Source organism: Rubidibacter lacunae KORDI 51-2 (assembly GCF_000473895.1).
In the GTDB taxonomy this organism is placed as follows: Bacteria; Cyanobacteriota; Cyanobacteriia; order Cyanobacteriales; family Rubidibacteraceae; genus Rubidibacter; species Rubidibacter lacunae.
The window spans coordinates 75,133-97,266 of sequence record NZ_ASSJ01000017.1; the positions used below are offsets into that span (position 1 = coordinate 75,133).

Annotated in this window: 18 protein-coding genes and 2 pseudogenes; 9 read left to right on the plus strand and 11 right to left on the minus strand. The window is 54.8% G+C overall.

What is annotated here, in order from left to right; genetic code table 11:
* Window positions 1-17 precede the first annotated feature (17 nt).
* A complete protein-coding gene (argZ, locus tag KR51_RS03575; protein ID WP_022604928.1) occupies window positions 18-2,129 on the plus strand; it encodes a bifunctional arginine dihydrolase/ornithine cyclodeaminase in 2,112 nt (703 codons plus the stop codon).
* Between the two features lie 290 nt (window positions 2,130-2,419).
* On the opposite strand, the pseudogene KR51_RS20515 reads toward argZ, so the two are convergent.
* The 4 genes and pseudogenes from KR51_RS20515 to KR51_RS03590 form a co-directional block, all read right to left on the minus strand.
* Window positions 2,420-2,518, minus strand: a pseudogene (locus KR51_RS20515) (transposase family protein); the annotation flags it as partial.
* A gap of 754 nt (window positions 2,519-3,272) precedes the next feature.
* Window positions 3,273-3,584 carry a P-II family nitrogen regulator gene (locus tag KR51_RS03580; protein ID WP_022604932.1) on the minus strand — a complete coding sequence of 104 codons (312 nt, stop codon included), beginning with the start codon at window positions 3,582-3,584 and terminating at the stop codon, window positions 3,273-3,275.
* 4 nt (window positions 3,585-3,588) lie between these two features.
* Window positions 3,589-4,557, minus strand: a complete 969-nt coding sequence (locus tag KR51_RS03585) for a sodium-dependent bicarbonate transport family permease (protein WP_022604935.1) — start codon at window positions 4,555-4,557, stop codon at window positions 3,589-3,591.
* A gap of 753 nt (window positions 4,558-5,310) precedes the next feature.
* Window positions 5,311-6,348 (minus strand): agmatinase family protein, encoded by a 1,038-nt coding sequence (locus tag KR51_RS03590; RefSeq protein ID WP_022604936.1) that lies wholly within the window; start codon window positions 6,346-6,348, stop codon window positions 5,311-5,313.
* Between the two features lie 135 nt (window positions 6,349-6,483).
* Here KR51_RS03590 and KR51_RS03595 point away from each other — a divergent pair, with 135 nt between their 5' ends.
* Window positions 6,484-8,760 carry an ankyrin repeat domain-containing protein gene (locus tag KR51_RS03595; protein WP_022604937.1) on the plus strand — a complete coding sequence of 759 codons (2,277 nt, stop codon included), beginning with the start codon at window positions 6,484-6,486 and terminating at the stop codon, window positions 8,758-8,760.
* 291 nt (window positions 8,761-9,051) lie between these two features.
* Here the strand turns inward: KR51_RS03595 and ureC are convergent, their stop codons facing one another.
* Window positions 9,052-10,761 (minus strand): urease subunit alpha, encoded by a 1,710-nt coding sequence (ureC, locus tag KR51_RS03600; protein WP_022604938.1) that lies wholly within the window; start codon window positions 10,759-10,761, stop codon window positions 9,052-9,054.
* 153 nt (window positions 10,762-10,914) lie between these two features.
* On the opposite strand from ureC, the gene KR51_RS19185 reads away from it, so the two are divergent.
* Complete coding sequence (locus tag KR51_RS19185) at window positions 10,915-11,097, plus strand: hypothetical protein (protein ID WP_156914956.1); 183 nt, start codon at window positions 10,915-10,917, stop codon at window positions 11,095-11,097.
* A 63-nt stretch (window positions 11,098-11,160) separates the two neighbouring features.
* Window positions 11,161-11,391: pseudogene (locus KR51_RS03610) on the plus strand (transposase); the annotation flags it as partial.
* A 196-nt stretch (window positions 11,392-11,587) separates the two neighbouring features.
* On the opposite strand, the gene KR51_RS03615 reads toward KR51_RS03610, so the two are convergent.
* Both KR51_RS03615 and KR51_RS03620 read right to left on the minus strand, forming a co-directional pair.
* A complete protein-coding gene (locus KR51_RS03615) occupies window positions 11,588-12,916 on the minus strand; it encodes an aminotransferase class I/II-fold pyridoxal phosphate-dependent enzyme (protein WP_022604939.1) in 1,329 nt (442 codons plus the stop codon).
* 968 nt (window positions 12,917-13,884) lie between these two features.
* Window positions 13,885-14,112, minus strand: a complete 228-nt coding sequence (locus KR51_RS03620; protein ID WP_040655035.1) for a glycoside hydrolase family protein — start codon at window positions 14,110-14,112, stop codon at window positions 13,885-13,887.
* Window positions 14,113-14,444: 332 nt separating this feature from the next.
* Here KR51_RS03620 and KR51_RS03625 point away from each other — a divergent pair, with 332 nt between their 5' ends.
* Together KR51_RS03625 and KR51_RS18630 are read left to right on the plus strand one after the other, a co-directional pair.
* Window positions 14,445-14,675 carry a hypothetical protein gene (locus KR51_RS03625; protein ID WP_040655037.1) on the plus strand — a complete coding sequence of 77 codons (231 nt, stop codon included), beginning with the start codon at window positions 14,445-14,447 and terminating at the stop codon, window positions 14,673-14,675.
* A 476-nt stretch (window positions 14,676-15,151) separates the two neighbouring features.
* On the plus strand, window positions 15,152-15,997 hold the full coding sequence (locus KR51_RS18630; RefSeq protein ID WP_022604940.1) for a hypothetical protein: 846 nt from the start codon (window positions 15,152-15,154) through the stop codon (window positions 15,995-15,997).
* Between the two features lie 547 nt (window positions 15,998-16,544).
* Here KR51_RS18630 and KR51_RS03635 read toward each other — a convergent pair.
* Window positions 16,545-17,513: a GDP-mannose 4,6-dehydratase gene (locus tag KR51_RS03635; protein WP_022604941.1), complete on the minus strand. Its 969-nt coding sequence runs from the start codon at window positions 17,511-17,513 to the stop codon at window positions 16,545-16,547.
* Window positions 17,514-17,576: 63 nt separating this feature from the next.
* Here KR51_RS03635 and KR51_RS19195 point away from each other — a divergent pair, with 63 nt between their 5' ends.
* Complete coding sequence (locus KR51_RS19195) at window positions 17,577-17,810, plus strand: hypothetical protein (RefSeq protein ID WP_156914959.1); 234 nt, start codon at window positions 17,577-17,579, stop codon at window positions 17,808-17,810.
* A gap of 75 nt (window positions 17,811-17,885) precedes the next feature.
* Here the strand turns inward: KR51_RS19195 and KR51_RS21085 are convergent, their stop codons facing one another.
* Complete coding sequence (locus tag KR51_RS21085) at window positions 17,886-18,068, minus strand: hypothetical protein (protein WP_040655038.1); 183 nt, start codon at window positions 18,066-18,068, stop codon at window positions 17,886-17,888.
* Between the two features lie 13 nt (window positions 18,069-18,081).
* Window positions 18,082-18,390 carry a hypothetical protein gene (locus KR51_RS03645; protein WP_040655039.1) on the minus strand — a complete coding sequence of 103 codons (309 nt, stop codon included), beginning with the start codon at window positions 18,388-18,390 and terminating at the stop codon, window positions 18,082-18,084.
* Here KR51_RS03645 and bioF point away from each other — a divergent pair.
* Window positions 18,389-19,573, plus strand: a complete 1,185-nt coding sequence (gene bioF, locus KR51_RS03650) for an 8-amino-7-oxononanoate synthase (protein WP_022604942.1) — start codon at window positions 18,389-18,391, stop codon at window positions 19,571-19,573. The genes KR51_RS03645 and bioF overlap by 2 nt on opposite strands.
* 154 nt (window positions 19,574-19,727) lie before the next feature.
* Here bioF and apcB read toward each other — a convergent pair whose 3' ends face one another.
* Window positions 19,728-20,237: an allophycocyanin subunit beta gene (gene apcB / locus KR51_RS03655; RefSeq protein WP_022604943.1), complete on the minus strand. Its 510-nt coding sequence runs from the start codon at window positions 20,235-20,237 to the stop codon at window positions 19,728-19,730.
* Window positions 20,238-20,457: 220 nt separating this feature from the next.
* On the opposite strand from apcB, the gene glnA reads away from it, so the two are divergent.
* Window positions 20,458-21,882 carry a type I glutamate--ammonia ligase gene (glnA, locus tag KR51_RS03660; protein WP_022604944.1) on the plus strand — a complete coding sequence of 475 codons (1,425 nt, stop codon included), beginning with the start codon at window positions 20,458-20,460 and terminating at the stop codon, window positions 21,880-21,882.
* Window positions 21,883-22,134: the final 252 nt, after the last annotated feature.

Consider the following 22,134-nt stretch of genomic DNA (forward strand, 5'->3'; position numbering starts at 1 on the left):
CACATTTAACCCCTACCATGACCAACTCCCCCATACGCTTTCTGATGTGCGCTCCGCAGCACTACGACGTCGATTACGTCATCAATCCGTGGATGGCGGGCAACATCCACAAATCCTCACGCGATCGCGCTGCCGAGCAGTGGGATAGGCTCTTTCACATCATCGACGCGCGCGCGCAGGTGGATCTAGTTGCGCCGCAACCGGGCTGGCCGGATATGGTCTTCACCGCCAACGCCGGTTTGGTGCTGGGCGATCGCGTGGTGCTCAGCCGCTTCTATCATCCGGAGCGCCAGGGCGAAGAGCCGCACTTCCGGCAGTGGTTCAAAGACAACGGATTTGAAGTCTTCGAGTTGCCACAAAATTTACCCTTTGAAGGTGCGGGGGATGCGCTGCTCGATCGCGAAGGGCGCTGGTTGTGGTCGGGTTACGGTTTCCGTTCGGAGTTGGACTCCCACGCCTACATTGCCAAGTGGCTCGATATCGAAGTGCTGTCCCTCCGCTTGATCGACGAGCGCTTCTATCACCTCGATACGTGTTTCTGTCCGCTCAGCGGCGGCTACCTAATTTACTATCCGGCAGCCTTCGACGCCTACTCCAATCACCTGATCGAGATGCGCGTCCCTGCGGAAAAACGTATCGCTGTCGAGCAAGCAGACGCGGGAAATTTTGCCTGCAACGCCGTCAATATCGAGCAAACCATTATCCTCAATCGCGCGAGCGACAACCTTAAGATGCACTTGACCGCAGCGGGATTCGAAGTGGTCGAAACACCTCTCACGGAATTTCTTAAAGCCGGCGGAGCTTCAAAGTGCCTGACTTTGCGCGTAACCGAGCCGGTGCGAACCGAATTGCACGCCAACGAACCGCTCGCCAGCCGCACGGTCCACCTCGAAGGACATTTACTGGATGCCGGCATCATGAACCGCGCCCTTGACACGATCGTCGAGGAAGGCGGTTCGTTCCAGATCCTAAATTTCCAACTGGGCACCCAGCGCCAGAGCCTCTCGGCAGCGGACGTGCACGTGTCTGCCCCATCGCCAAGCATCCTGGAGACGATCGTGTCGCAACTGATCGAATTGGGTGCGGTGAACCTCCCGACCGAAGCACGCGACGCGCAACTCGCGCCCGTGATGCAAGCTGGCGTTGCCCCCAACGACTTTTACGTCACAACCATTTATCCAACGGAAGTCTGCATCGACGGAACCTGGGTGCCGGTTACGCACCAGCGCATGGATGGCGCGATCGCCCTGCTCCAAACTCCGCAAGGCTGGACCGCTCGCTGCAAGCTGCTACGCGACTTGGAAGTCGGCGAGTCAGTGGTGGTCGGTGTGGAAGGCATTCGCTCGCGACGCAAATCCAGCACGCGCGATCGCCAAATCAATAACGAGCACGAATTCGCCTTCATGGGCGCGGGGGTGTCCAGCGAACGACGCGTGGAAATTGTGGTCGAGCAAATTGCCTGGGAGATGCGCCGCATCCGCGATCGCGGCGGCAAGGTCGTGGTAACGGCGGGACCGGTGGTGATTCATACGGGCGGCAGCCATCACTTGGCACGCCTGATCCGCGAAGGCTACGTCAACGTGCTGCTCGGCGGTAACGCGATCGCCGTCCATGACATCGAACAGGCACTGATGGGAACGTCGTTGGGCGTGGACATGCAGCGAGGCACGCCAGCCCGCGGCGGTCACCGACACCATTTACAAGCGATCAATCTAATCCGGCGTTGTGGCGATATTGCCAATGCGGTCGAGCAAGGCGTTCTGACGCGCGGCGTGATGTACGAGTGCGTGCGCAACAACGTGCCGTTTTGCCTGGCCGGGTCGATTCGCGATGACGGTCCGCTGCCTGATACCCTTATGGACTTGGTAAAGGCACAGCAGGAATACGCACGCCTGTTGGAGGGCGCGGACATGATCTTGATGCTCTCGACAATGCTGCACTCGATTGGCGTCGGCAACATGACGCCGGCTGGCGTAAAGCTAGTGTGCGTGGACATCAACCCGGCTGTGGTGACGAAGTTGAGCGATCGCGGCTCGGTGGAATCAGTCGGCGTCGTAACGGACGTCGGCTTGTTCTTGAGCTTTATGGTCGACCAGCTTGAAAAGTTGTCGCTTTCAGTCAGCGTATAGGGCAACGATGCAGTCCAGTCTGTTTTGGCGAGCCGCCCGTTGGTGCTGGTGAAGTCTCGCCCTTGCCATTGATGGTGGGGGAGCATGTTATTGACCTCCTGCAATTATGCTGGAAGTAGGAATAGGCAATTGGAGTCTTGCAGAGATTAGCAGTCTTCGATTCGGAGTTGTATAGTGCGGAGTTCGAGCTACACCATCACCCAACGCAACGTCTACAATTGCATGAACGTTTCTGCAAGATCCTGATAAATATGAGTCGACATGAAAACCTCTGCTACCCGATAGTCATCACGACAAATTGTTGACTTTGAAACTCCCCAATCCCTGGCAATATGGAAGAAAGTTCGATACTCTCGCAAGTATTCGCGAGTATCGGGCACCTGGGCTTGAGGGACAAAGCATAGAGAAGCCCTACTTTTTTGAGATTCGCACTCTCTTGTTAGCGGCGTCAACCATGCAGTTGAGCCTCTGGCGTTTACTGCAAAGCGCTGCTTGAATTGAGAGAAAGGCTTTGGGCTTGGGCAATTTCTGGAGTCATTGGGAAGAGGTAATGTCAGGATAGCTCGTTGCCGTAGCACACTTTGAGTTTGCAGGAGGTCTAATCGTAATGTGGTGCGTTCGAGTCGGAATGCGGAGCCATCGAGTTCTTTAAAAACATCGCCAATTCCCATATCGAACAATATCTCGAGCGGAACCCGAGAATCAACGCAGCTTAGAACAGTTGTATGTGGCTTTTGGGCAAGCGAAACCTCCTTCTCGCGAGCTCGCGACCGATCCGGATACTGCGGCTGGTGCTGCACAAGCCGCTGGTTTACACCCAACAATACTTGCAAAGCTACATCTGGAGAAACATTATCAGGAACGAGCGCTGACAATATTGCACTGCCGCATTCGCACAGCCCGGGTTTCTAGGTACATTTCTGCTGTTGCAGCAACACCAAATGCGCAAACTGACCGCAGCTTTAGAATGTTGCGGCGATAAAACAGGCATTTTCGTCACTCAAGGCTGCTATTCAAAGGCTTTAAGACGATCGAAAGCTAAGGGAATCAAGAAGATTTAAGTCAAAATATTGAAAACATACTTCTCTATTCAGGAAAAAGCACTGGATTTTGTTTCTCAATTTTCTATATTCAAATTTTGACTTAGGTGGATGCTGTGCAATTAATAGAACGAATTTCAGTCGCGTCGGAAATATAACACGTTCCGCCAAACTTATCGAGCAGTGGACGTACGTTTTCAACAACACATTTAACCTGTTCGGGCACGCAGAAAGCTATGATATAGACATTGTCGAGCATCGTCATGTCTAGATCTTCAACATCACCCCGCAGTCCTTTACCAGAAACATTTCGAATCATTACATGGCCGTGGACGCCAGATTTTTCTAGTCCGTCCAAAATCTTACTGAGCTCAACAGAACTGGCAATAACTTCTATCTTTTTAACTAAATGCATGGAATCAGCTCCACATAAGGTTGATGCCGTACAGATACAGTGGAATTCCCACAATTATGTTGAATGGAAATGTAACTGCAAGAGCGGTAGAAACGTAGAGGCTCGGATTGGCCTCTGGCACGGTCATTCGCATTGCGGCAGGAACAGCAATGTAAGAAGCGCTGGCACACAATACGGAAAATAAAAGAGCATTTCCTGGCGACATGCCTATCAATCTTGCAATCAGCAGCCCCACAGCCGCATTGAGGATGGGTATCAGGATTGAGAACAAGACCAGAAACGCGCCCGTCTTTCGCAAGTCTTTGATTCTTTTCGCGGCGACCAGACCCATGTCTAACAAAAAGAAAGTTAAAACACCGTAGAACATCCCTTGGGTAAACGGCGATAATAGTTCCCAGCCATGCTCTCCAGTTAGCGTTCCAATCGCAAGGCTGCCCACCAACAAAAACACGGAGCTGTTGAGGAAGGCTTCTTGCAACACTTCTCCCCAGGAGAACTCTCGTTTCTCATCGGTTGTGAACAGATTGACCAGAATCAATCCCACAATGATCGCAGGAGACTCCATCAATGCAAGTGCTGCCACCATGTAGCCATCAAAGCCAATACCCAACTCCGTCAAAAATGCACTGGCAGTAATGAACGTTACGGCACTGATGGAACCATAGGTTGCGGCGATCGCTGCTGCATCATAAGTATCTAGCTTGAGCTTCAGAATAAAGTAGGTATAAAGAGGTACAACACAGGCCATAAACATGGCTGCCAGAAGGGTCAACACCACTTCCTGGGTTATCCCACTTTTGACCAACTCGACTCCACCTTTAAAACCAATTGCCAGCAATAGATAGAGTGACAGTAGCTTAGGAATTGGTGGTGGAATTTCTAGATCGGATTTGACAAAAATCGCGGCCATCCCCAAGAAAAAGAACAGGACTGGGGGATTCAGGATATTAGAAACGATCGAATTGGCATCCATGTTTATCTTTCTGCGCCCAAAAGACTTGAAAATTCATGAAAATTTATATTTTGACATACCTCAAAAATTGAGTTGAATATTCATCTACCATGTATGACTGCTTGCTGTCAATGAACTTGCAGTTTTATGAAACCATCAGGTAATTGTTCGGCTTGTATAGTATGCTCAAAGGCTAATGTGCCGCCTCAAATGCATAATTTCGGGCGCTCCAGGGAAGCAAAAATTCCTCTGTTACAACAGCACTGCCTGCAATAATTATGCCCGAAGAACACCAACACCCTCGATATCTTTAGCCCAACCTATTCAGGTACTTGAGGCGGAGAACGGTCCAAGCAAGAGTTTTCGCCTGCGTTTACTTTGGCGGCTGGCCGTATCAGAACATAATTTGTTTGACTTTCATGTTCTCTCCCTAGCACTCTAAAAGGCATCTCCCTGTCTTGTCTGCCCCCACAAAGGAAAGATTAAGCCACGAGTCGAGTTGGCATCAACGGCATCATCCCCAAGTTATTCACTACTACGCTTACAGCTGGTATCCGCACGAAGTCCTTACTGAGCCGAAGCTGTTTCTCTAACCAAGCAAAGCTTCTTTTCACCACCCATCGCCGCGGCTGCAACTCAATGCTCCCTTGCTGTCGGCGCACTACTTCGAGGAATTGAGGCCTTTGAAAAGCGGTTTTCCAGCAGGACGTTGCCATGGACCCGTATCCAAAGTGGCTGAATTTCTCGAACCTCTGCGTGACTCATCCGCAGCCCTCACCTCTTCGGTTGAGATAAGAGTGCTAGATTTGAGAGTTTGTAGAGAACGCGCGCGCCGACATTGCCATCCCACTCGTCATCGCCGGGCGAGACTTCGCAAAGATCGAAGCCGACGATACGCCGGCCGGATTTAACGATCGCCTGCAGCAAGAAGATCGCGGCATTAAAGCTCAGTCCGCCGGGAACTGGCGTGCCAGTGTGCGGGCAGAATTCCGGACTCAAACCGTCGATATCGAAGCTGACGTAGACGTCATTGGGCAGTGTGGAGACAATCGCCTCACATTGAACGGCCCAGGGTTTCCCAGAAAAGGCTGCGGCTTGCAGCTGCCAGTCGTCGAAAAGCGTCACGCGTTCGTCCTTGCGAGCGCGTTCGATTTCGCGGGGGGAAACGTCGCGGATGCCGACTTGGGTCAGGTGCGTCACGCTCGGCAGCCCTAGGGCGTGATAGGCGATCGCCGCATGGGAGTAAAGAAAACCGCCATAGCCCGCGCGCAGGTCGCAGTGGGCATCGATTTGCAGGATCCCGTAGTGACCCGAGACTTCGCCGAGCGCGCGCATCAATCCCAGCGGAACGCTGTGGTCGCCGCCGATGATGCCGACAAGCTTGCCGGTGTCGAGGAGCGAGCGCGAGCGCTCGTAAACCCAGACGTTCAGATCGGCACACGCGCGGTTAACTGCTGCCAGTGCCGGTTGGACTTCAGCATCTGCTGTCGTGCCGCCGCGTTCTAAGTATTCGTAGACGGATTTAGCAAGCGCGCGGACGTGGCGGTTGCGTTCGTAGATTTCAGCATCGATCGGGACGGTAGCCCGCGGGACTTCCCAAGCCTTGGGCAGATCGAAATCGTACCAGTCCAGTTGCGGCGAGGCCGTCAGGATAGCTTGCGGTCCCTCGGCAGCACCGGCATTGTAAGACGTGGTGACATCCCACGGAACCGGTAGGTAGACCAGGCGCGCGTCTGCGAGCGAGCCCTGTAATGCAAAGTAATGGCCGTTTGCAGGCGGGACGGCCTCGAGATCGAAAGGCGGGGAGGACATGGGTAGGTTAAGTGTGGGCAACGAACGCGATCGCCGTTCGTTTAAAATCCTGCCGAGCTACCAGACAAAACTCAAGCGATCGCTGCGCATCCAGACGCGTATCCCGAACACATAGCGGGCAGTGGAGCAACAGCCGTGACTTCTAACACCGAGAACCTTTCTGCCACAATCGCTAAACTCGCTAGCACTCACAGTAGCAAGCAATTGTTTGCCGAGCAGCTAGGCGATCTCGTCAAAGCAGTCGCGCACGCAGCAGTGGGTGAGGCACCAACTGCCGAGATGCAGCGCGAGACCGAGGCCGTCTTTTCCGTGCTGGACGAAGCCGCCCGCTCCGGGCGGGATGAGGTCTTCGGCGAGCTGTTGACAGCAGAGCGGCAAACGCGCCACGCGAACGAACCGACGCTGTTGATGGCGGCGATCGCGGGCGGTCGCTCTGACGTAGCAAGGGCGCTGATCGCGGCTGAGGCGGATATCAACATTCGGATCGAACGGATTTTTCCCTTCGATGCCCTACAGCTAGCTGCTGACCGCGCCGATTGCGATCTCGTTGGAGTGTTGCTGGCAGCGGGGGCCGACCCTAACTGGAACGACCCCGATCTCCGTCCCCTGGCAAAGGCCGTCGCGCGCAATGACGTCGAGCTGGTAAGGGTCCTCCTGGCTGGCGGCGCCAAAGTGGGTCAAGCGTCCCTAGCCGATGCTGCCCGGCAAGATGTAGCGATCGTACAACTACTACTCGACGCCGGCTGCGAGGTCGACGCTACAGACTTGATGGGCGACACGGCACTGATCGTTGCCTGCGCCCACGGTCGCGCAGATGTCGCGGGCGTGTTGTTAGCTGCCGGAGCGGACCCGAATTATTGCAACGAGCGTCAGGGATCGTGCCCGCTTGGTGCCGCGCTTCAGTCCCCGAACGTCCTCGCAGTTTTAAACGATCGCGGCTTGGGCACCCAAGCGCCGGCCGAGCTGCTCGATCGCGTCGCGGAGATCGTGCGAGCGCTAGCAGCCAACGGGGCCGATTTGTCCTTGCGAGATGCGCGCGGCAGAACGGCCCTCATGCAAGCAGCCGAACAAGGCTACACGGCCGTCGTTGTCGCCCTGCTTGACTGCCACCCCGATATCAACGCAGTTGAAGATCCATCTCAAGGGCTGCTGCCCGAGATCGCGCGCGGGATGGAGACCGCGATCGCCTCCCAATCCGAGGGCAAAACCGCTCTCTTGCTCGCAGCCGAGAACGGCCACGACAACATTGTTGTTGCGTTACTCGCCGCTGGGGCCGATGTGATTGCAACTGATGCGCGAGGACGCACAGCACTGGATGTTGCTATCCAACAAGGCTATGGCGCGATCGCGCAGATGCTGAAGCAGTCTGGAGCGGTATTGCCTGCAGTGGAAAACCTTGCAGAGGCAGCATTGCTAGGTGCAGTCAAGCAAGGCAATCTCGACGAGTTGCAAGCGGCATTGGCAGCAGGGGCGGATCCAAACGCAAGCGAGCAGCAGACTCGCGACCGCAATCCACGCCACAAAACCGCCCTGATGTTCGCAGCAGAGAGCGACCGCGTCGCGACCGTGCGCATGCTCCTAGAAGCAGGGGCTGATGTTAACCTGAGCGACTGCCCCGTCAGAAAACAAGGCAGAACGCCCTTGATGTATGCGGCGATCGCCAATGCACCGGAGGTGTTGAATCTGCTGCTGGCAGCCGGTGCCGAGGTCGACGCACGCGACAAACGCGGTCAGACCGCATTGTTCTTCGCCGTCCAGGAAGAGTGTTTGGACGCAGCAAAGGTGCTCTTGAAAGGCGGAGCCGACCCGCACCAAAAAGGCTGGGATGGCTCGCCATGTTCCATCGCGGCCTATGCGGGTCCAGACATCGCCGACGCGATCGCAGCAGCGGATCCGGGCGAGGAAGGCACTACCAGCGAAGCCGCCCAGGCGGAGATGTTGGTTTCGGCTGCCTTTGACGGCAACGTGGAGCTTGTGAACAAGTTGATTGCTGAGGGTGCCGATGCGAATGCCCGCGAGCACGACGACGGGTGGACGGCGTTGATGTTGGCAGCAGCTCGCGACGCGATTGAATGCGTCCGCGCTTTGCTGGATGCCGGTGCCGACCCAAATGCCAGCTGCCACTCCGGGCAAACGGCGATCTCTGAAGCCGCATATTGGGGTCATGTCGAAGTTGTCGAGGTCCTGCTGGCTGCCGGTGCCAATGTGAATGCCGCTGATAATGAAGATGGTTGGACCCCACTGATGAAGACGCTCGTGTTCGGTAATGCCGACATCGCACGCCTGCTGTTAGCTGCTGGTGCCAACCCCAACCTCCGCGACAGTGAGGGGCGCACGGCATTAAGACTGGCATTGGACGACGATCGCTCGGAGATCGCGTCGGTGTTGCGATCGGCAGGAGCTAGCCAATAACACGCGGCGATCGCCCTGCTTGCACTCAGTTTCCAATTCGAGCCGGCGTCACGAACGGGTTACGTTATCGACCCGAGCCAACTACGGAACGGTGACCTCCAAGTCCTAAGGTGGCAAGTAGATTCCGGATTCAACTAACACGTCATCGAGGTATCTGGCGATCGCCTCCAGGTTTGCACGCGGAACTTCAACGATTCAGAGCGTCCTTGCGGGATCGAACGTAACCGGTCTCGACCTAGCGCGGCGAGCGAGAAGCTGGTATCGGAAGGGGGTGCATGGGGCACCAGCAAACTAGAACAAGAAATAGCGCTGCGCCATTGGGAGTTCGCTGGCTGGCTCGCAGGCGAGCAGTTCGCCATTGGCGCGGACTTCGTAGGTTTCCGGATCGACTTCGACGTGTGGCATGGAGTCGTTGAGTTTCATCTGTGCCTTGCCGATGTTGCGCGTGTTCGCTACAGCTACGGCCGGCGTCTGGAGTTCGATTTGTTCGGGAATGCCCGCCGCGATTGCCGCTTGCGAAACGAAAGTCAACGAGGTGGCCGCGATCGCGCCGCCGAAGCTGCCGAACATCGGGCGCATGTGCACCGGCTGCGGCGTCGGGATGCTGGCGTTGGGGTCGCCCATTTGCGCCCAGGCGATCGCACCGCCTTTGATGACAAGCTCCGGTTTGATACCAAAGAAGGCCGGTTTCCAGAGACAAAGGTCCGCTAGCTTGCCTGCTTCGATGGAGCCGACGCGATCGGCGATACCGTGGGCGATCGCCGGGTTGATGGTGTATTTGGCGACGTAGCGCTTGGCGCGGGCGTTGTCGTTGCGTTCGGAGTCTTCGGGAAGCTGACCGCGCTGGACCTTCATTTTGTGGGCGGTCTGCCAGGTGCGGATAACGACTTCGCCGACGCGGCCCATGGCCTGGGAATCGGAGGCGATCATGCTGAACGCACCCAGATCGTGGAGGATGTCTTCGGCGGCAATGGTTTCGCGGCGGATGCGGGATTCGGCAAAGGCGACGTCTTCGGGTATGCCGCGATCGAGGTGATGGCACACCATCAACATGTCTAAGTGTTCTTCGAGGGTGTTGGTGGTGTAGGGGCGCGTGGGGTTGGTCGAGGAGGGTAAAACGTTGGCTTCGCCGCATACTTTGATGATGTCGGGGGCATGGCCGCCGCCCGCACCTTCGGTGTGATAGGTGTGAATCGTGCGATTCTTGAAGGCGGCGATCGTGGTTTCGACGAAGCCTGCTTCGTTGAGCGTGTCGGTGTGGATAGCAACCTGCACGTCGAATTCGTCGGCGACATTCAAGCACGTGTCGATCGCCGCTGGGGTCGTGCCCCAGTCTTCGTGGAGCTTTAAGCCCATTGCACCCGCGCGCACTTGCTCGATAAGTCCTTGGGGCTGGCTGCTGTTGCCTTTGCCGAGGAAACCCAGGTTCATCGGGAAGGCGTCGGCGGCTTGTAACATCCGCCAAATGTTCCACGCGCCGGGCGTGCAGGTGGTGGCGTTGGTGCCCGTGGCCGGACCCGTGCCGCCGCCGATCATCGTGGTGATGCCCGAGGCGATCGCGGTTTCAATTTGCTGGGGGCAGATGAAGTGGATGTGGGCGTCGATGCCGCCGGCCGTGAGGATTGAGCCTTCGCCGGCGATCGCTTCGGTTGCCGGACCGATGATGATATCGACGTTGTCTTGAATGTAAGGATTGCCTGCTTTGCCGATTTTGTGAATCTTGCCGTCTTTGACTCCGATGTCGGCTTTGACGATGCCCCACCAGTCGAGGATCAAGGCGTTGGTGATAACCAAGTCGACGGCACCGTCCGCGCGGGAAATCGGCGACTGTCCCATGCCATCGCGAATCACCTTACCGCCTCCGAACTTCACCTCGTCGCCGTAGGTGGTAAAGTCGCGCTCGACCTCAATAAATAGCTCGGTATCGGCCAAGCGCAGGCGATCGCCGGTGGTGGGTCCGTAGGTTTCAGCGTAGGCGCGACGGTCGATGCGATAACTCACGGGCACTCCTCGAGGCGGACAGTTTCAATCGGATTTTAGGTCAAAATTGCTCGTGAATAGCCGTAAACCTTTATGGGTTTTGACTTTGGTGAGGGACTTTAAGGTGATTTGAGTAAGCGGTCAAAGCAAAGCCCCATCAGGAGACCGCCACTCATGCCACGCCGAAAGCAAGAACTCACCAAAACCCACCAACTCCTCGACGAACTTCTTCAAGATTTTTCCGGTCCCGACGAAATCCTTGGCAATGACGGGCTGCTCAAGCAGCTCACTGCCCGCCTCGTCGAACGCACCCTCCAAGGCGCGTTGAACCCAACATCTCGACCAGACCGCTGCTGAGCCCGACGCTGCCCGCATCTGTCGAAACGGATGTTCACAAAAACCGTTTAGACCGATCGGGGCAGCCTCGACCTGCAGATTCCCCGCAACCGCCGCAACGAGTTCCAACCCGTGCTCGCGTCCAAGGGGCAGGGTCACTTCTCCGGACTCGACGAGAAGATTCTCAACCTCTATGCCCGAAGAGCCACACCGGCGATGTTAAAACCCAACTGCAAGACCTCTATGGTGGACATTGCCCACGAGTTGGTTAGCCTAGTCACTGACAACGTCCTGCCGGAACTGAAGCGATGGTAAGCCCCCCCGCTCGATGCGTTCTACCACATCATCTGGCGCGACGCACTGCAGGTGAAGGGACTCCGCACTAGGACGAGCCTGGGCTGTGATTATCTGATTCGGGATGTTCTGAACATTCGGTTCGCTCCTGCACATTCCCGCATGGCTTACATGGATTCTTTAGTTGGCGTCACAAATATCCCAAATTTAACCCTATTTATGAAGCATATTCTTGTCTCAATTTACTTATACCTTCGATATATTCTCTATTCGCTTCAGAAAGGTAAGTGCTTGTAGCCTCAGCCATGATGTGGCAAGCATCATCAATATCTTGAGATGAGTGTTCTCTCATGACCTGGAAGCGGAACCTAGCCTCGCCACGTGCCACTGCTGGAAATTCAACCAGATTAGCCAGCAAGTTCCTATCCTCAAGGGCTCTGGATGTCAAGCGAGCCTTTGCTTCATTTCCAACAAATACAGGAACTATGGGTGATGGAATCCCACCAAGTCGAAACCCTTTACTTGTCATGCCATCTCGAAGCCTGATGATATTCTCTCTTAGTTTCGAACGTAAAGCCTCGCCATCTTTGGAGAAAATAACATCGAAGCATGTCAGGACAATCGCGCACTGTATTGGAGAGAGAGCATTTGTGAATGTGAAGGATGGTGAATAGTAGCGCAGGTATTCAATAACCTTTGATGACGCTGCAACAAACCCTCCATTCGAAGCGAAACTCTTTGAGAAAGAGCCCATCACGATATCTGGCCAGTAATTTTCTGCTGTATTGTCGAGAACACCCAAACCCTTATTACCCATACAACCAAAATCATGTGCGACATCCAGGATGATGATTCCACCGTATTCTCTGGTTACTTTAGAGAAAGATTCTAGATCCGGGGAGTCAGAATCCATAGAATATAAAGATTCAAGCAGAACGAATAGCCCTTGTTTAGGGTTCTTCTCTCTTGCCTGTTGTACTACGGAATGAAATTCTTCTAGATTGTTATGCTGAAACCAATTTATGTTCTTGGTTGAATGTCTAGCGCCTTCTGCTATGCAACTATGTGCAAGACGATCGATTACAACAGAATCATTTGGACGAACCAAACCGGAAACAACTCCAAACCCAGCTGACCAGCCGGTTGCATATATGGCGCAGCTATCTTTTCGAAGCACGCTTGACAGGCGTTTTTCGAGTTCAAGCATATACTTAGTACGCCCAGAGAGTACAGGGCTTCCAGCGGAGTGAACCCCAAATTCCTGGCAAGCTTTTACCGCTGCTTCAATAACAGCCGGATGACCCGATAAACTTAAGTAATCCTGCGAACCAAAGTTGAGTGCCCTGCGACCACCACTTTCAAACTCATCGAAAACATCCGCTACTACTCCATTCTTGTGTAGTACTCTGCTGTAGGGCCAGACCTCATTTTGCCTACGCTTGGAAATCCAATCAGAAAATGCTGAGGTACGCTCTTCCAGGTCAGTCCCTTTCTGCCTAATATAGTTTAGTAGACTTCCTTTCAACCATCCGGGTATTTCTTTCATGTTGCTGCTTCTAACTGTGTAGTTGTTGTCAAACAAAACTAGCTCGATTGCCTCATAGGACAATTCGAACACCTAATCCAGAAACTAGTTCTCCGAACGCATATTGAACCGACGTGTAGGGCATCCTGGATACTGAGGGTGGTACAGATGCAGAACCCGCAAAGTAACTATGCTCCTAACCCATCAGGGGTATCACACTTCAGGAACATCCGGAGGTGTATTCCTAGTCACTTAACTGAGCCTCACGTCAACCATGTGAGAGATGCTAGGTCACGGTTCATCTCCACGTGTTGATATTCGACGAAAATACCAATCTGGAATCACCGAGAAACAAGCTTGTAGCCCAATCAAAACTCTAAGGAATCATATTGTATTCTTTAAGATTTTGGCAACCCCTTTGGTTAAATGATTACGGCTTCAGAACCACATCAAGAAAAATGATAAAGCGTTGCTGGCAGTGGTGAATGAGATACCACAACAAACTAATCTGATTGACAGATATTAACAAAGCTAAACTCCGCCACCTAAACCTTGAGAGCCAAAATCGCAAGATGTAGTTGAAACCATAGATTTCTCTGCTCTTGGCTCTCTTATTAGTGGCGGACAAATGGCGTTTTTCCCAGTTTCAACCTGGGATAGTACAAACTCTGATGCAGATATTTTCAAATTGAAGCTGGTTTCCCCAAGGAGAAAACCTTCTTGCCAAAGTCAGTTACCGATCCTACGCATCAATCTTCGTAATAATAAAGTGACGCCTCCTCACGCCGCCGCCTCAAAATCTCCTCCACTATTGCCGAGCCTGGATCCGGTGCAGCGAAAACACCTGTTTCCGTACTCCAGATCGCTGCACTTGCCAAGATTGTCGAGTAGCCCAGTAATGGAACGAAACTCACTCTTCCACTAGAAAAATGAGCCCAAGTTGTAGGCGAAGCTGCAGATGCTGCGTGCTGGTTCGAGTTCACCAGTGCCTACGCTGGGAATTTCTGAATGTAAGGTATGACTTCCGTTGCCACAAAATGAATCAGGTAGCTCATGGAAGTAGGTTGGTCGACAATATCGCCGCGCTTAACCCGAACACCATCTGGATAAACGGTTGTCCCGTAAACGATGGTCGGCACCGCCCACCCGTGAATGGCATCGGCGTATGGGTTGGCGCGGAATCCCTCGTAATTTTTTGATCGGCTCGATAGCCGCACGCGGGACTTGGCTAATGCTGCCAGCGCGATCGCTGTTGCAGATTTTGAGCGCCTGTAGTCGCTCCTGTTCCGTTAGCGATCGCCACACGAATCGAAACGTTTCCGACTGATTCGGCAAGGCAGAGTAGCGCCCGTATCAGTCAGCAGCAATGGCCAGGAATTCGAGGCCCATCTTCAGACGATCTCTTTTATGCTGAGTACTCGAAGAAATAAGTACATATATACTTATATTAGATGTCCGCTGCAGGTTGGGTGATTGCGCCGGTTCATAGGAAATTGCAGATGCCTCGAAGTTTTCGCGGCGCGATCGCATCGTCTGGCGCGATCGCGGTTTGGCGGGGGGCGACCCGACGACCGGAGCGTATGGGAGCAACTCGCCCATCCTACAAACGCTGAGGCACTATTTACGCGGTCCGTCGAACCTCGACGTTGCCGCAGTTGCCGAGGGGGACGAGTGGGTCTCGACGATAATGCCTGCCGAGTGGGCCGCTCGAGCAGGGACGATCGCAAGCGTGCTGCTATTGGCGATCGCCTTTACCTCAGCTTATAAAGCAGGTAATTAGCGCACCTCACTTAGGTGACATTTGCGGACAGGAACTCTGAGCAATCGCAGCTCGCAGCACTCTCGGTTCATACAGATCGGAAACACAGCACGCGAAGTCCTGATTCATAAATCTGTATTTCTACGGATATGGATTCCTCAATCATCGCGCCACTTTCCAGGGAATCTAGTCTGATATGGCTGACAGCTTGTTCGGTGCTGCTTAGCGATCTAGACTTACGTTATAAGTCGAGTTCCAACAACAGCTGTGCTTCCGCTCTTTCTCTTTAGCTGCCCCCCATTTGAAGGTTTATTTCAAGAGCAGAGATATTGAGTGTAGTTCGGTATCCTGCTAGCAAGTGAGCTAATGAACCACACCCCCCCTGTCGGAGAGGGTTGATTGAATATCCTTTCTCCAACTTTCCTCTATACCACGACTCGCCACAAAAGTTGGACATAATAGTCGATGCTATTTGCGAAGATGAGGTCTCACGAAAAATGAGCGATCCAAAAATCTGGGCTGCATTCGTCAGTGGAGGTTTTGCGCTTGCGGGGACGATTTATGTTGCGATATTGAACCACTTCAGTCGCAAAGAGCACCAACGATTCAAAGCAGCTACAGACGAAAAGCTAGCAACTTTCAGAGCCAACGTTGGGAAAGATATCGCCCGATTCGAGGCACAGACGGCCAAGGAACTGGCAAAGCTAAACGCAGACTTCCAGAACGAAAGAGACGAGCGCCTTGCAAAACAACAGTCAGAAAAGGTTCTATCAAAGTTTCGCGCTCCATTGCTACAAGCAGCCTACGATCTTCAGAGTCGAATATTCAATATCTTGAAACTCGAATTTCTCCCAACGTTCTACTCAAATGGCTCGGATTTAGAGCAAGAATATGCAGTCGAGAATACAGTGTTCTTGCTCGCGCAATTTTTGGGGTGGACCGAACTCATACGACAGGAAATCCAGTTCCTGGATCTCAGAAGCGATGAGGAGACAAGGAAACTACGCAGCTTACAAGACAGCATATTTACCAGGCTTCGGACCGATAAATTCGGACAAGGATTCCGACTATTTGCAGGCGAACAACGTGCTGTTGGAGAGTTGATGATCGACCGAACTGGAGAACTGCCTCGCTGCATAGGATTTGCTACTTTTTTGACAGATCGAAATCCCAATCTAGATCGTTGGCTCGATCTACTTCGTGAAGACGTGAAGAAAATGGCTGCCGATGTTAAGCCATATGAAAAACGCCTTATCAGCATCCAACATTCGCTCATTGATTTGCTTGAATTCCTGGATCGAAATTATGTCTACTTTCCCATGAAAAGCCGTCTGAAAATCTGAGACTCTTTATGAAAATGCGGCAAATGGTGTGGAAAAGAAGTATTGAAGATAAAAAATTCACAAGGAACAGGCTCGAAATCTAGCAGATTTCGAGCCTCATGGGCACCTCAAAAAATAATGAGCATCTTCGAGGAAGGAATGCTGATAGAGGGTGGTTGGATGGGACAGATGGGCCGTTTGGATTGGGAGTAACCTCTAGCCAAGCTGGCAAAACAGAACCACTTGCTCGTGCAGTTAAGAGCTCACTTTTTGGGATAGTTTCCGCCCAACCCTCAAGCAAATCTATGAGAAAGAAAGCAGCAGCAACACTGGATGCAAGCCGTGGGATTATTAGGTGCAGATGTGCAAGCTTTTGATTCTGCAGCAGGTGTTCGATACTCTGCGCTTGGGTTATGGCGTTTTTCCACAGAGCGTACTCCGAACAGACAAGCTGGAGGGTGTCTAGCCACGATCGTCTTCGGGTGTATCTGATGTGTGGAATTGCGACGGGAGCAAGACCGTCGTTTTTGAACTAGATGCTAGGGCAAGCTCCTGGCAGCACGGGCATTTACGCGCTGTTTTGCTGCCAGGCGGAGACCATCATCCGCACGATATCGGGCATGGTGTAGCGCGCTTGCCAGCCGAGACGATCGCTGGCCTTGCTGGGATCGGCAGAGCTGATGGCGATGTCGGTAGGACGCAGCAGGCTAGCATCGGTCACCACGCGATCGCGCCAGTCGATACCGATACTCGCAAAGGCTTGTTCGACGAAAGCTTTGAGGCTGTAGGAAGCGCCGGTAGCAATCACGTAATCGTCAGGTTCTGGTTGCAGCAACATCCGGTGCATGGCATCGACATAGTCCGGTGCCCACCCCCAGTCGCGCTGGATTGAGAGATTGCCGAGATGGAGTTGTTCGACGCTGCCGCTGGCAATGCGGCTGACAGCAGAGACGATCTTCTGAGTCACGAAGCGGGCTGGGCGCAACGGCGAGTCGTGGTTGAAAAGAATGCCGGAGCAGGCAAAGAGCCCGTAGGCTTGGCGGTAGTTGGCGACAGTCCAGAAGGCGGTCGCTTTAGCAGTAGCGTAGGGACTAAGCGGCCGAAAAGGCGTGGTTTCCTTAGCAGCTAGGTCGCCCGTATCGCCAAAGCACTCGCTGGAGCCAGCGCTGTAGAAGGCAATCTTGGCACCAGTGAAGCGGATAGCTTCCAGGAGGTTGAGGGTGCCGATGGCAATGCTTTCGAGTGTTTCAACGGGCAGCTGAAACGAGAGACCGACGGAGCTTTGACCGGCGAGATTGTAGATTTCGTCCGGTTCAACTTTAGTAATGACTTGCAGGACGCTACGGAAGTCGGTGAGCGACATCGATTCGAGTTTAACTTGCTCTTTGATACCCAGGCGCACGAGGTTGCGGAAGCTCGAAACCTGGGCGTCGCGGGAGGTACCGCAGACAGCATAGCCGCGCGCGAGCAAGTGTTGGGCGAGGTACGCGCCGTCCTGACCGGAAATGCCGCAGATCAGGGCTGTTTTCAAAGTCACTTCCCTCCGTCAGTAGTTGCTGAGGCGTTGGCATGCGCGCAAATTTGGGAAATTTTATCACGCATGGTGTTCGCTCGCGGTGGCGATCGCAAGGATGCTCACCACACCAAACGCGCGCCGACCAGTGCCGTCCTCGGGGCGGTCTCTATCACCACCACCAATCGTGTGGGTAACCAACGCATCAGGTCAAGGAAACAGCCCGGACGTCCGCTGTCGAAACCGAGTTCGAAGAAGAAGCAATCGCCGATGCGCACGCCAGCAACCCTGCAGCGATCGCACCCCGCAATGCCTCCTTAAGCGGCGCGTCCGGCAGCACCACCGACACGCTGCTGAGATTCGAGAGCGGCGCGTCTCGGTTTTTTCGAGAGATGGTTATGGCGAGGTTGCACCGAACTCATCCTGGAAGTTACTACCCGCAGCGTTGCGTTCTACCTGCACGACAAGCTGCAAGTCTACCGCCGCCAGGGCGTTCGAGAATACGTAGTGTGTCGTGTCGGCGGTTGCGAACTGGACTGTTTTTCTGGCGCGCCGGCGATCGCGTGCGACTAGCGCCACATGTCAGCGGCACTTAACGCAGCGGTATTATTGCAGGACTGTGGCTGGACGACGCAGCGCAGCTAGCTAGCACCTGGCGCAAGTGCTGGACGCGATTCGGGAAGGAGCGCGGCAGCAGCTTACCGGGCGTTAGGGGCGCTTTTGACCGAGCATCCCCTGGCATCGCAAACGGTTGCTCGCCGAGAAAAGAGACAGCGGCACTATGAGATAAGTGCATCTTAGATAAATAGTAAAGATAGTAAGACTGCTGGTAGTGCAACCAGCGCGATCGCGACCGGCGAGCGCTGAAGCTGCCAAAGACTTCCGCGTTTGTTCGCCCCATGCACGACAGCTTGCCCGCTCGCCATAACGATCCTTACGATTGGTTGCCCCCAGCACTGGAGACAATTCGCCGCGCCCACTGGCATCGGTCGGTACAGCCCCTGCAGGGGCGGCCGGGTCCTCGCGTGCACCTCAACGGACGAACGCAGATCAACTTTGCCAGCAACGACTACCTCGGTCTGGCCGGCGACGAGCGGTTGGTGCAGGCCGCGATCGCCGCAACGCAAGAATTTGGCACGGGCAGCACCGGCTCGCGGTTGTTAAGCGGTCATCGAGAGCTCCACCGGGAACTCGAGCGGGCGCTCGCCGAGCTCAAGCAAACCGACGACGCGATCGTCTTCAGCTCGGGATATCTCGCCAACCTCGGCACAATTGCCGCCCTAGTTGGACCGCGCGATCTGATTCTGTCGGACCAATATAACCACTCCAGCCTGCAAGCCGGCGCGCGCTTGAGCGGTGCGACGCTCGTTAGCTACCGTCACGGCGATCCAGCTGACCTCACCGCACGTTTGCAGGAACACCGCGATCGCGCCCGCCGCTGCCTGATCGCCACCGATAGCGTTTTCAGCATGGATGGAGACCTTTGCCCGCTGCCTGATATTCTCGAACTCGCCGACGCGTGGGACTGCATGGTGGCGATCGACGACGCCCACGCCACCGGTATTCTCGGCACCACTGGCGCTGGCTGTGCCGAGCATTTTGGCTGCCGCGATCGCCCGCTGATTCAAATCGGTACTCTCAGCAAAGCCCTGGGCAGCTTGGGCGGTTACGTAGCGGGGTCGGCCGCGCTGGTCGATTTCCTTCGCAATCGCGCGTCGAGTTGGATTTACACTACAGCACTGTCGCCAGCGGACGCAGCAGCTGCCCTAGCTGCCCTATACGTCTTGAGGGCAGAACCGCAGCGCCGCGATCGCCTGTGGCAAAACACTGCCTGCTTGGCACGCGAACTGCATGGACTTGACATGCTGCCCTCAGAGTCACCGATCCGCTGTATCCGCCTCGCTCGTGCCGAAACTGCCCTCGCGCTCGCGCGCGACTTGCAAGCAGCGGGCATCTTTGCCCCGGCCATCCGGCCGCCCACCGTGCCGACCAGCCGCATCCGACTCTCGGTAATGGCAACCCATACGCCCGAGCAAATAAGCCAGGCAGGAACCCTATTGCGTAAGCTGTGCGCGGGTTCGTAACTTGCATACCGCTGGGCCCGTTCTCCAAGTTGCTTGCTCGGCACGAGCGCCAAGATCGGCAGCTCGACATCGGGGCATTGTCGGGGATGTGCCAGCAAAAACAATGGCGACCCCCCGCAGGACGATCGCCAGCCGTCGCGCGAACGCATCGCGACTAGATATCGACTTCGCTGAGCTCGCGGGTCAGATGGTCGAAGGGGCGATCCACAAAGCTCGTCTCTTCAATGCCGACGTCCGCTGCCATCTCTTTCACGATTTCTTTGAGAATCTGGATGCCGTAGACCGTCGGCGAGATCGGGACGCCCAAGGAATTGTATGTCTCTCGCAATCCCTGCAGTACCCGTTCGTCGAGGACGTTCGTGTCACCTGCCACTAACGCGTAGCTGGCATACCGGAGGTAATAATCCATGTCGCGCAGGCACGCCGAGAAACGGCGCGTCGTGTAAGCATTCCCCCCCGGACGGATGAGCTCGGGCTGCTCGTCGAACAACTGCGTCCCCGCCCGCCGTACGATCGCGGCCGCATTGCTGTTGATCAGGGCAGCGGTTCGAACGCGTGCCATCCCTGTATTGAAATAGGCTTTCAGGCTTTCGATCGCGGTGCGATCGAGATAGCGTCCCGCGATGTCATATGTTCCAATTAGGTTCGTTACGGCATCCCGCATCTTGGCTTCGCTCCCAACAGTGTTTTCTTCTGTACTTTTAAAGCAGCAAACAGCTTTCCACATTATCCCCGATCGCGCGGCCTGCTGCGGAACAGTAATTGCAGCAGGCAATTGCGATCGCCATCGCCTAACTTCTGTAGCGCCGGATACAAAAAAACTGCCGAGGCACTCTCTAGGATGAGTCGAGTATTGTCCAGAGACCCCGCAACAAGGAGCCACTATGCCTCAGACCCCTCAAGAAGTCCTGCAGATGATCCAGGACCAAGACATCAAGATGATCGACTTAAAATTTGTCGATTTACCCGGCATGTGGCAGCACTGCTCGTTCTATCGGACGCAGATTGATGAAGCGTCTTTTGTTGACGGCGTCCCCTTTGACGGATCCAGTATCCGGGGCTGGAAGTCAATTAACGAATCCGACATGGCGATGGTGCCAGATCCGAACACGGCGTGGATCGACCCTTTCATGAAGGAACCTACGCTGAGCATGATCTGCAGCATTCAAGAACCGCGGACCGGCCAGCCCTACGATCGCGACCCGCGTACGATTGCTGCAAAGGCAATGCAGTATCTGGCGAGCACGGGCATCGGCGATGAGGCTTACTTCGGTCCCGAGCCCGAATTCTTTGTATTCGACGGCGTGCGCTTCGACCAAGCCGAGAACAAAAGCTATTATTATGTCGACAGCATTGAAGGGCGATGGAACTCCGGTCGCGAGGAAGCCGACGGCAACCTCGGTTATAAGCCGCGCTACAAAGAAGGTTACTTTCCCGTAGGTCCTGCCGATTCCATGCAGGACCTTCGCACCGAAATGTTGCTGACGATGGCGCAATGCGGCGTTCCGATCGAAAAGCACCACCACGAAGTTGCCACGGGCGGTCAAGGCGAACTGGGTTTTCGTTTTGTGCCCTTGGTGCAGGCAGCAGACTATATGCTGACCTATAAGTACGTTATCCGCAACGTCGCGAAGAAGCACGGCAAGACCGTCACCTTCATGCCCAAGCCGCTCTTCAACGACAACGGCTCTGGCATGCACACTCACCAATCGATCTGGAAAGGTGGCAAGCCGCTGTTCTTCGAAGCAGGCACCTACGCAAACCTCAGCACGCTGGCGAAACACTACATTGGCGGCATCTTGCGCCACGCCCCGGCACTGCTGGCGTTCACCAACCCGACAACTAATTCCTACAAGCGTCTGGTTCCCGGCTTCGAGGCACCAGTAAACTTAGCCTACTCTCAGGGCAACCGCTCGGCATCGATCCGCGTGCCGATCACGGGCATGAATCCGAAGGCCAAGCGCATCGAGTTTCGCTGCCCCGATGCAACCTGCAATCCGTACCTGGCGTTTGCAGCCATGCTCTGCGCGGGTCTCGACGGCATTATGAACCAGATCGATCCTGGTTCGTCCCTCGATGTCGACATCTACGACCTCAGCCCCGAGGAGTTGAGCAAGATTCCCTCGACACCGGGCTCCCTGGAGAAAGCTCTGGAAGCTCTGGAGAGCGATCGCGAGTTTTTGACGACGTCGGGCGTATTCTCCGAGGACTTCATCGACAACTGGATTGGCTACAAGCTTGACAATGAAGTCAACCCGATGCGTTTGCGCCCGCATCCCTACGAGTTTGCCCTCTACTACGACGCCTAAACCACACGCAAGGACCGCGATCGTCCCTCCGGAACGACTTCAACTCGACTCCGAGTGGCGCGATCGCGCACCAACCTCCAAGCCTACAAAGCCATCCCTGCAGCATCTCAGTCCTATTTGATACCCGCCTTCCATTAGCATGCAAAAGCTCGCAACCAATCCGACACTACTTTCCCGAGTATCTTGTTACGGTGCCAGCGATGGCTCTCCTGCGAGAGTGCGCACCTCGGTAGTTGCCGAACCAGTTTCGCC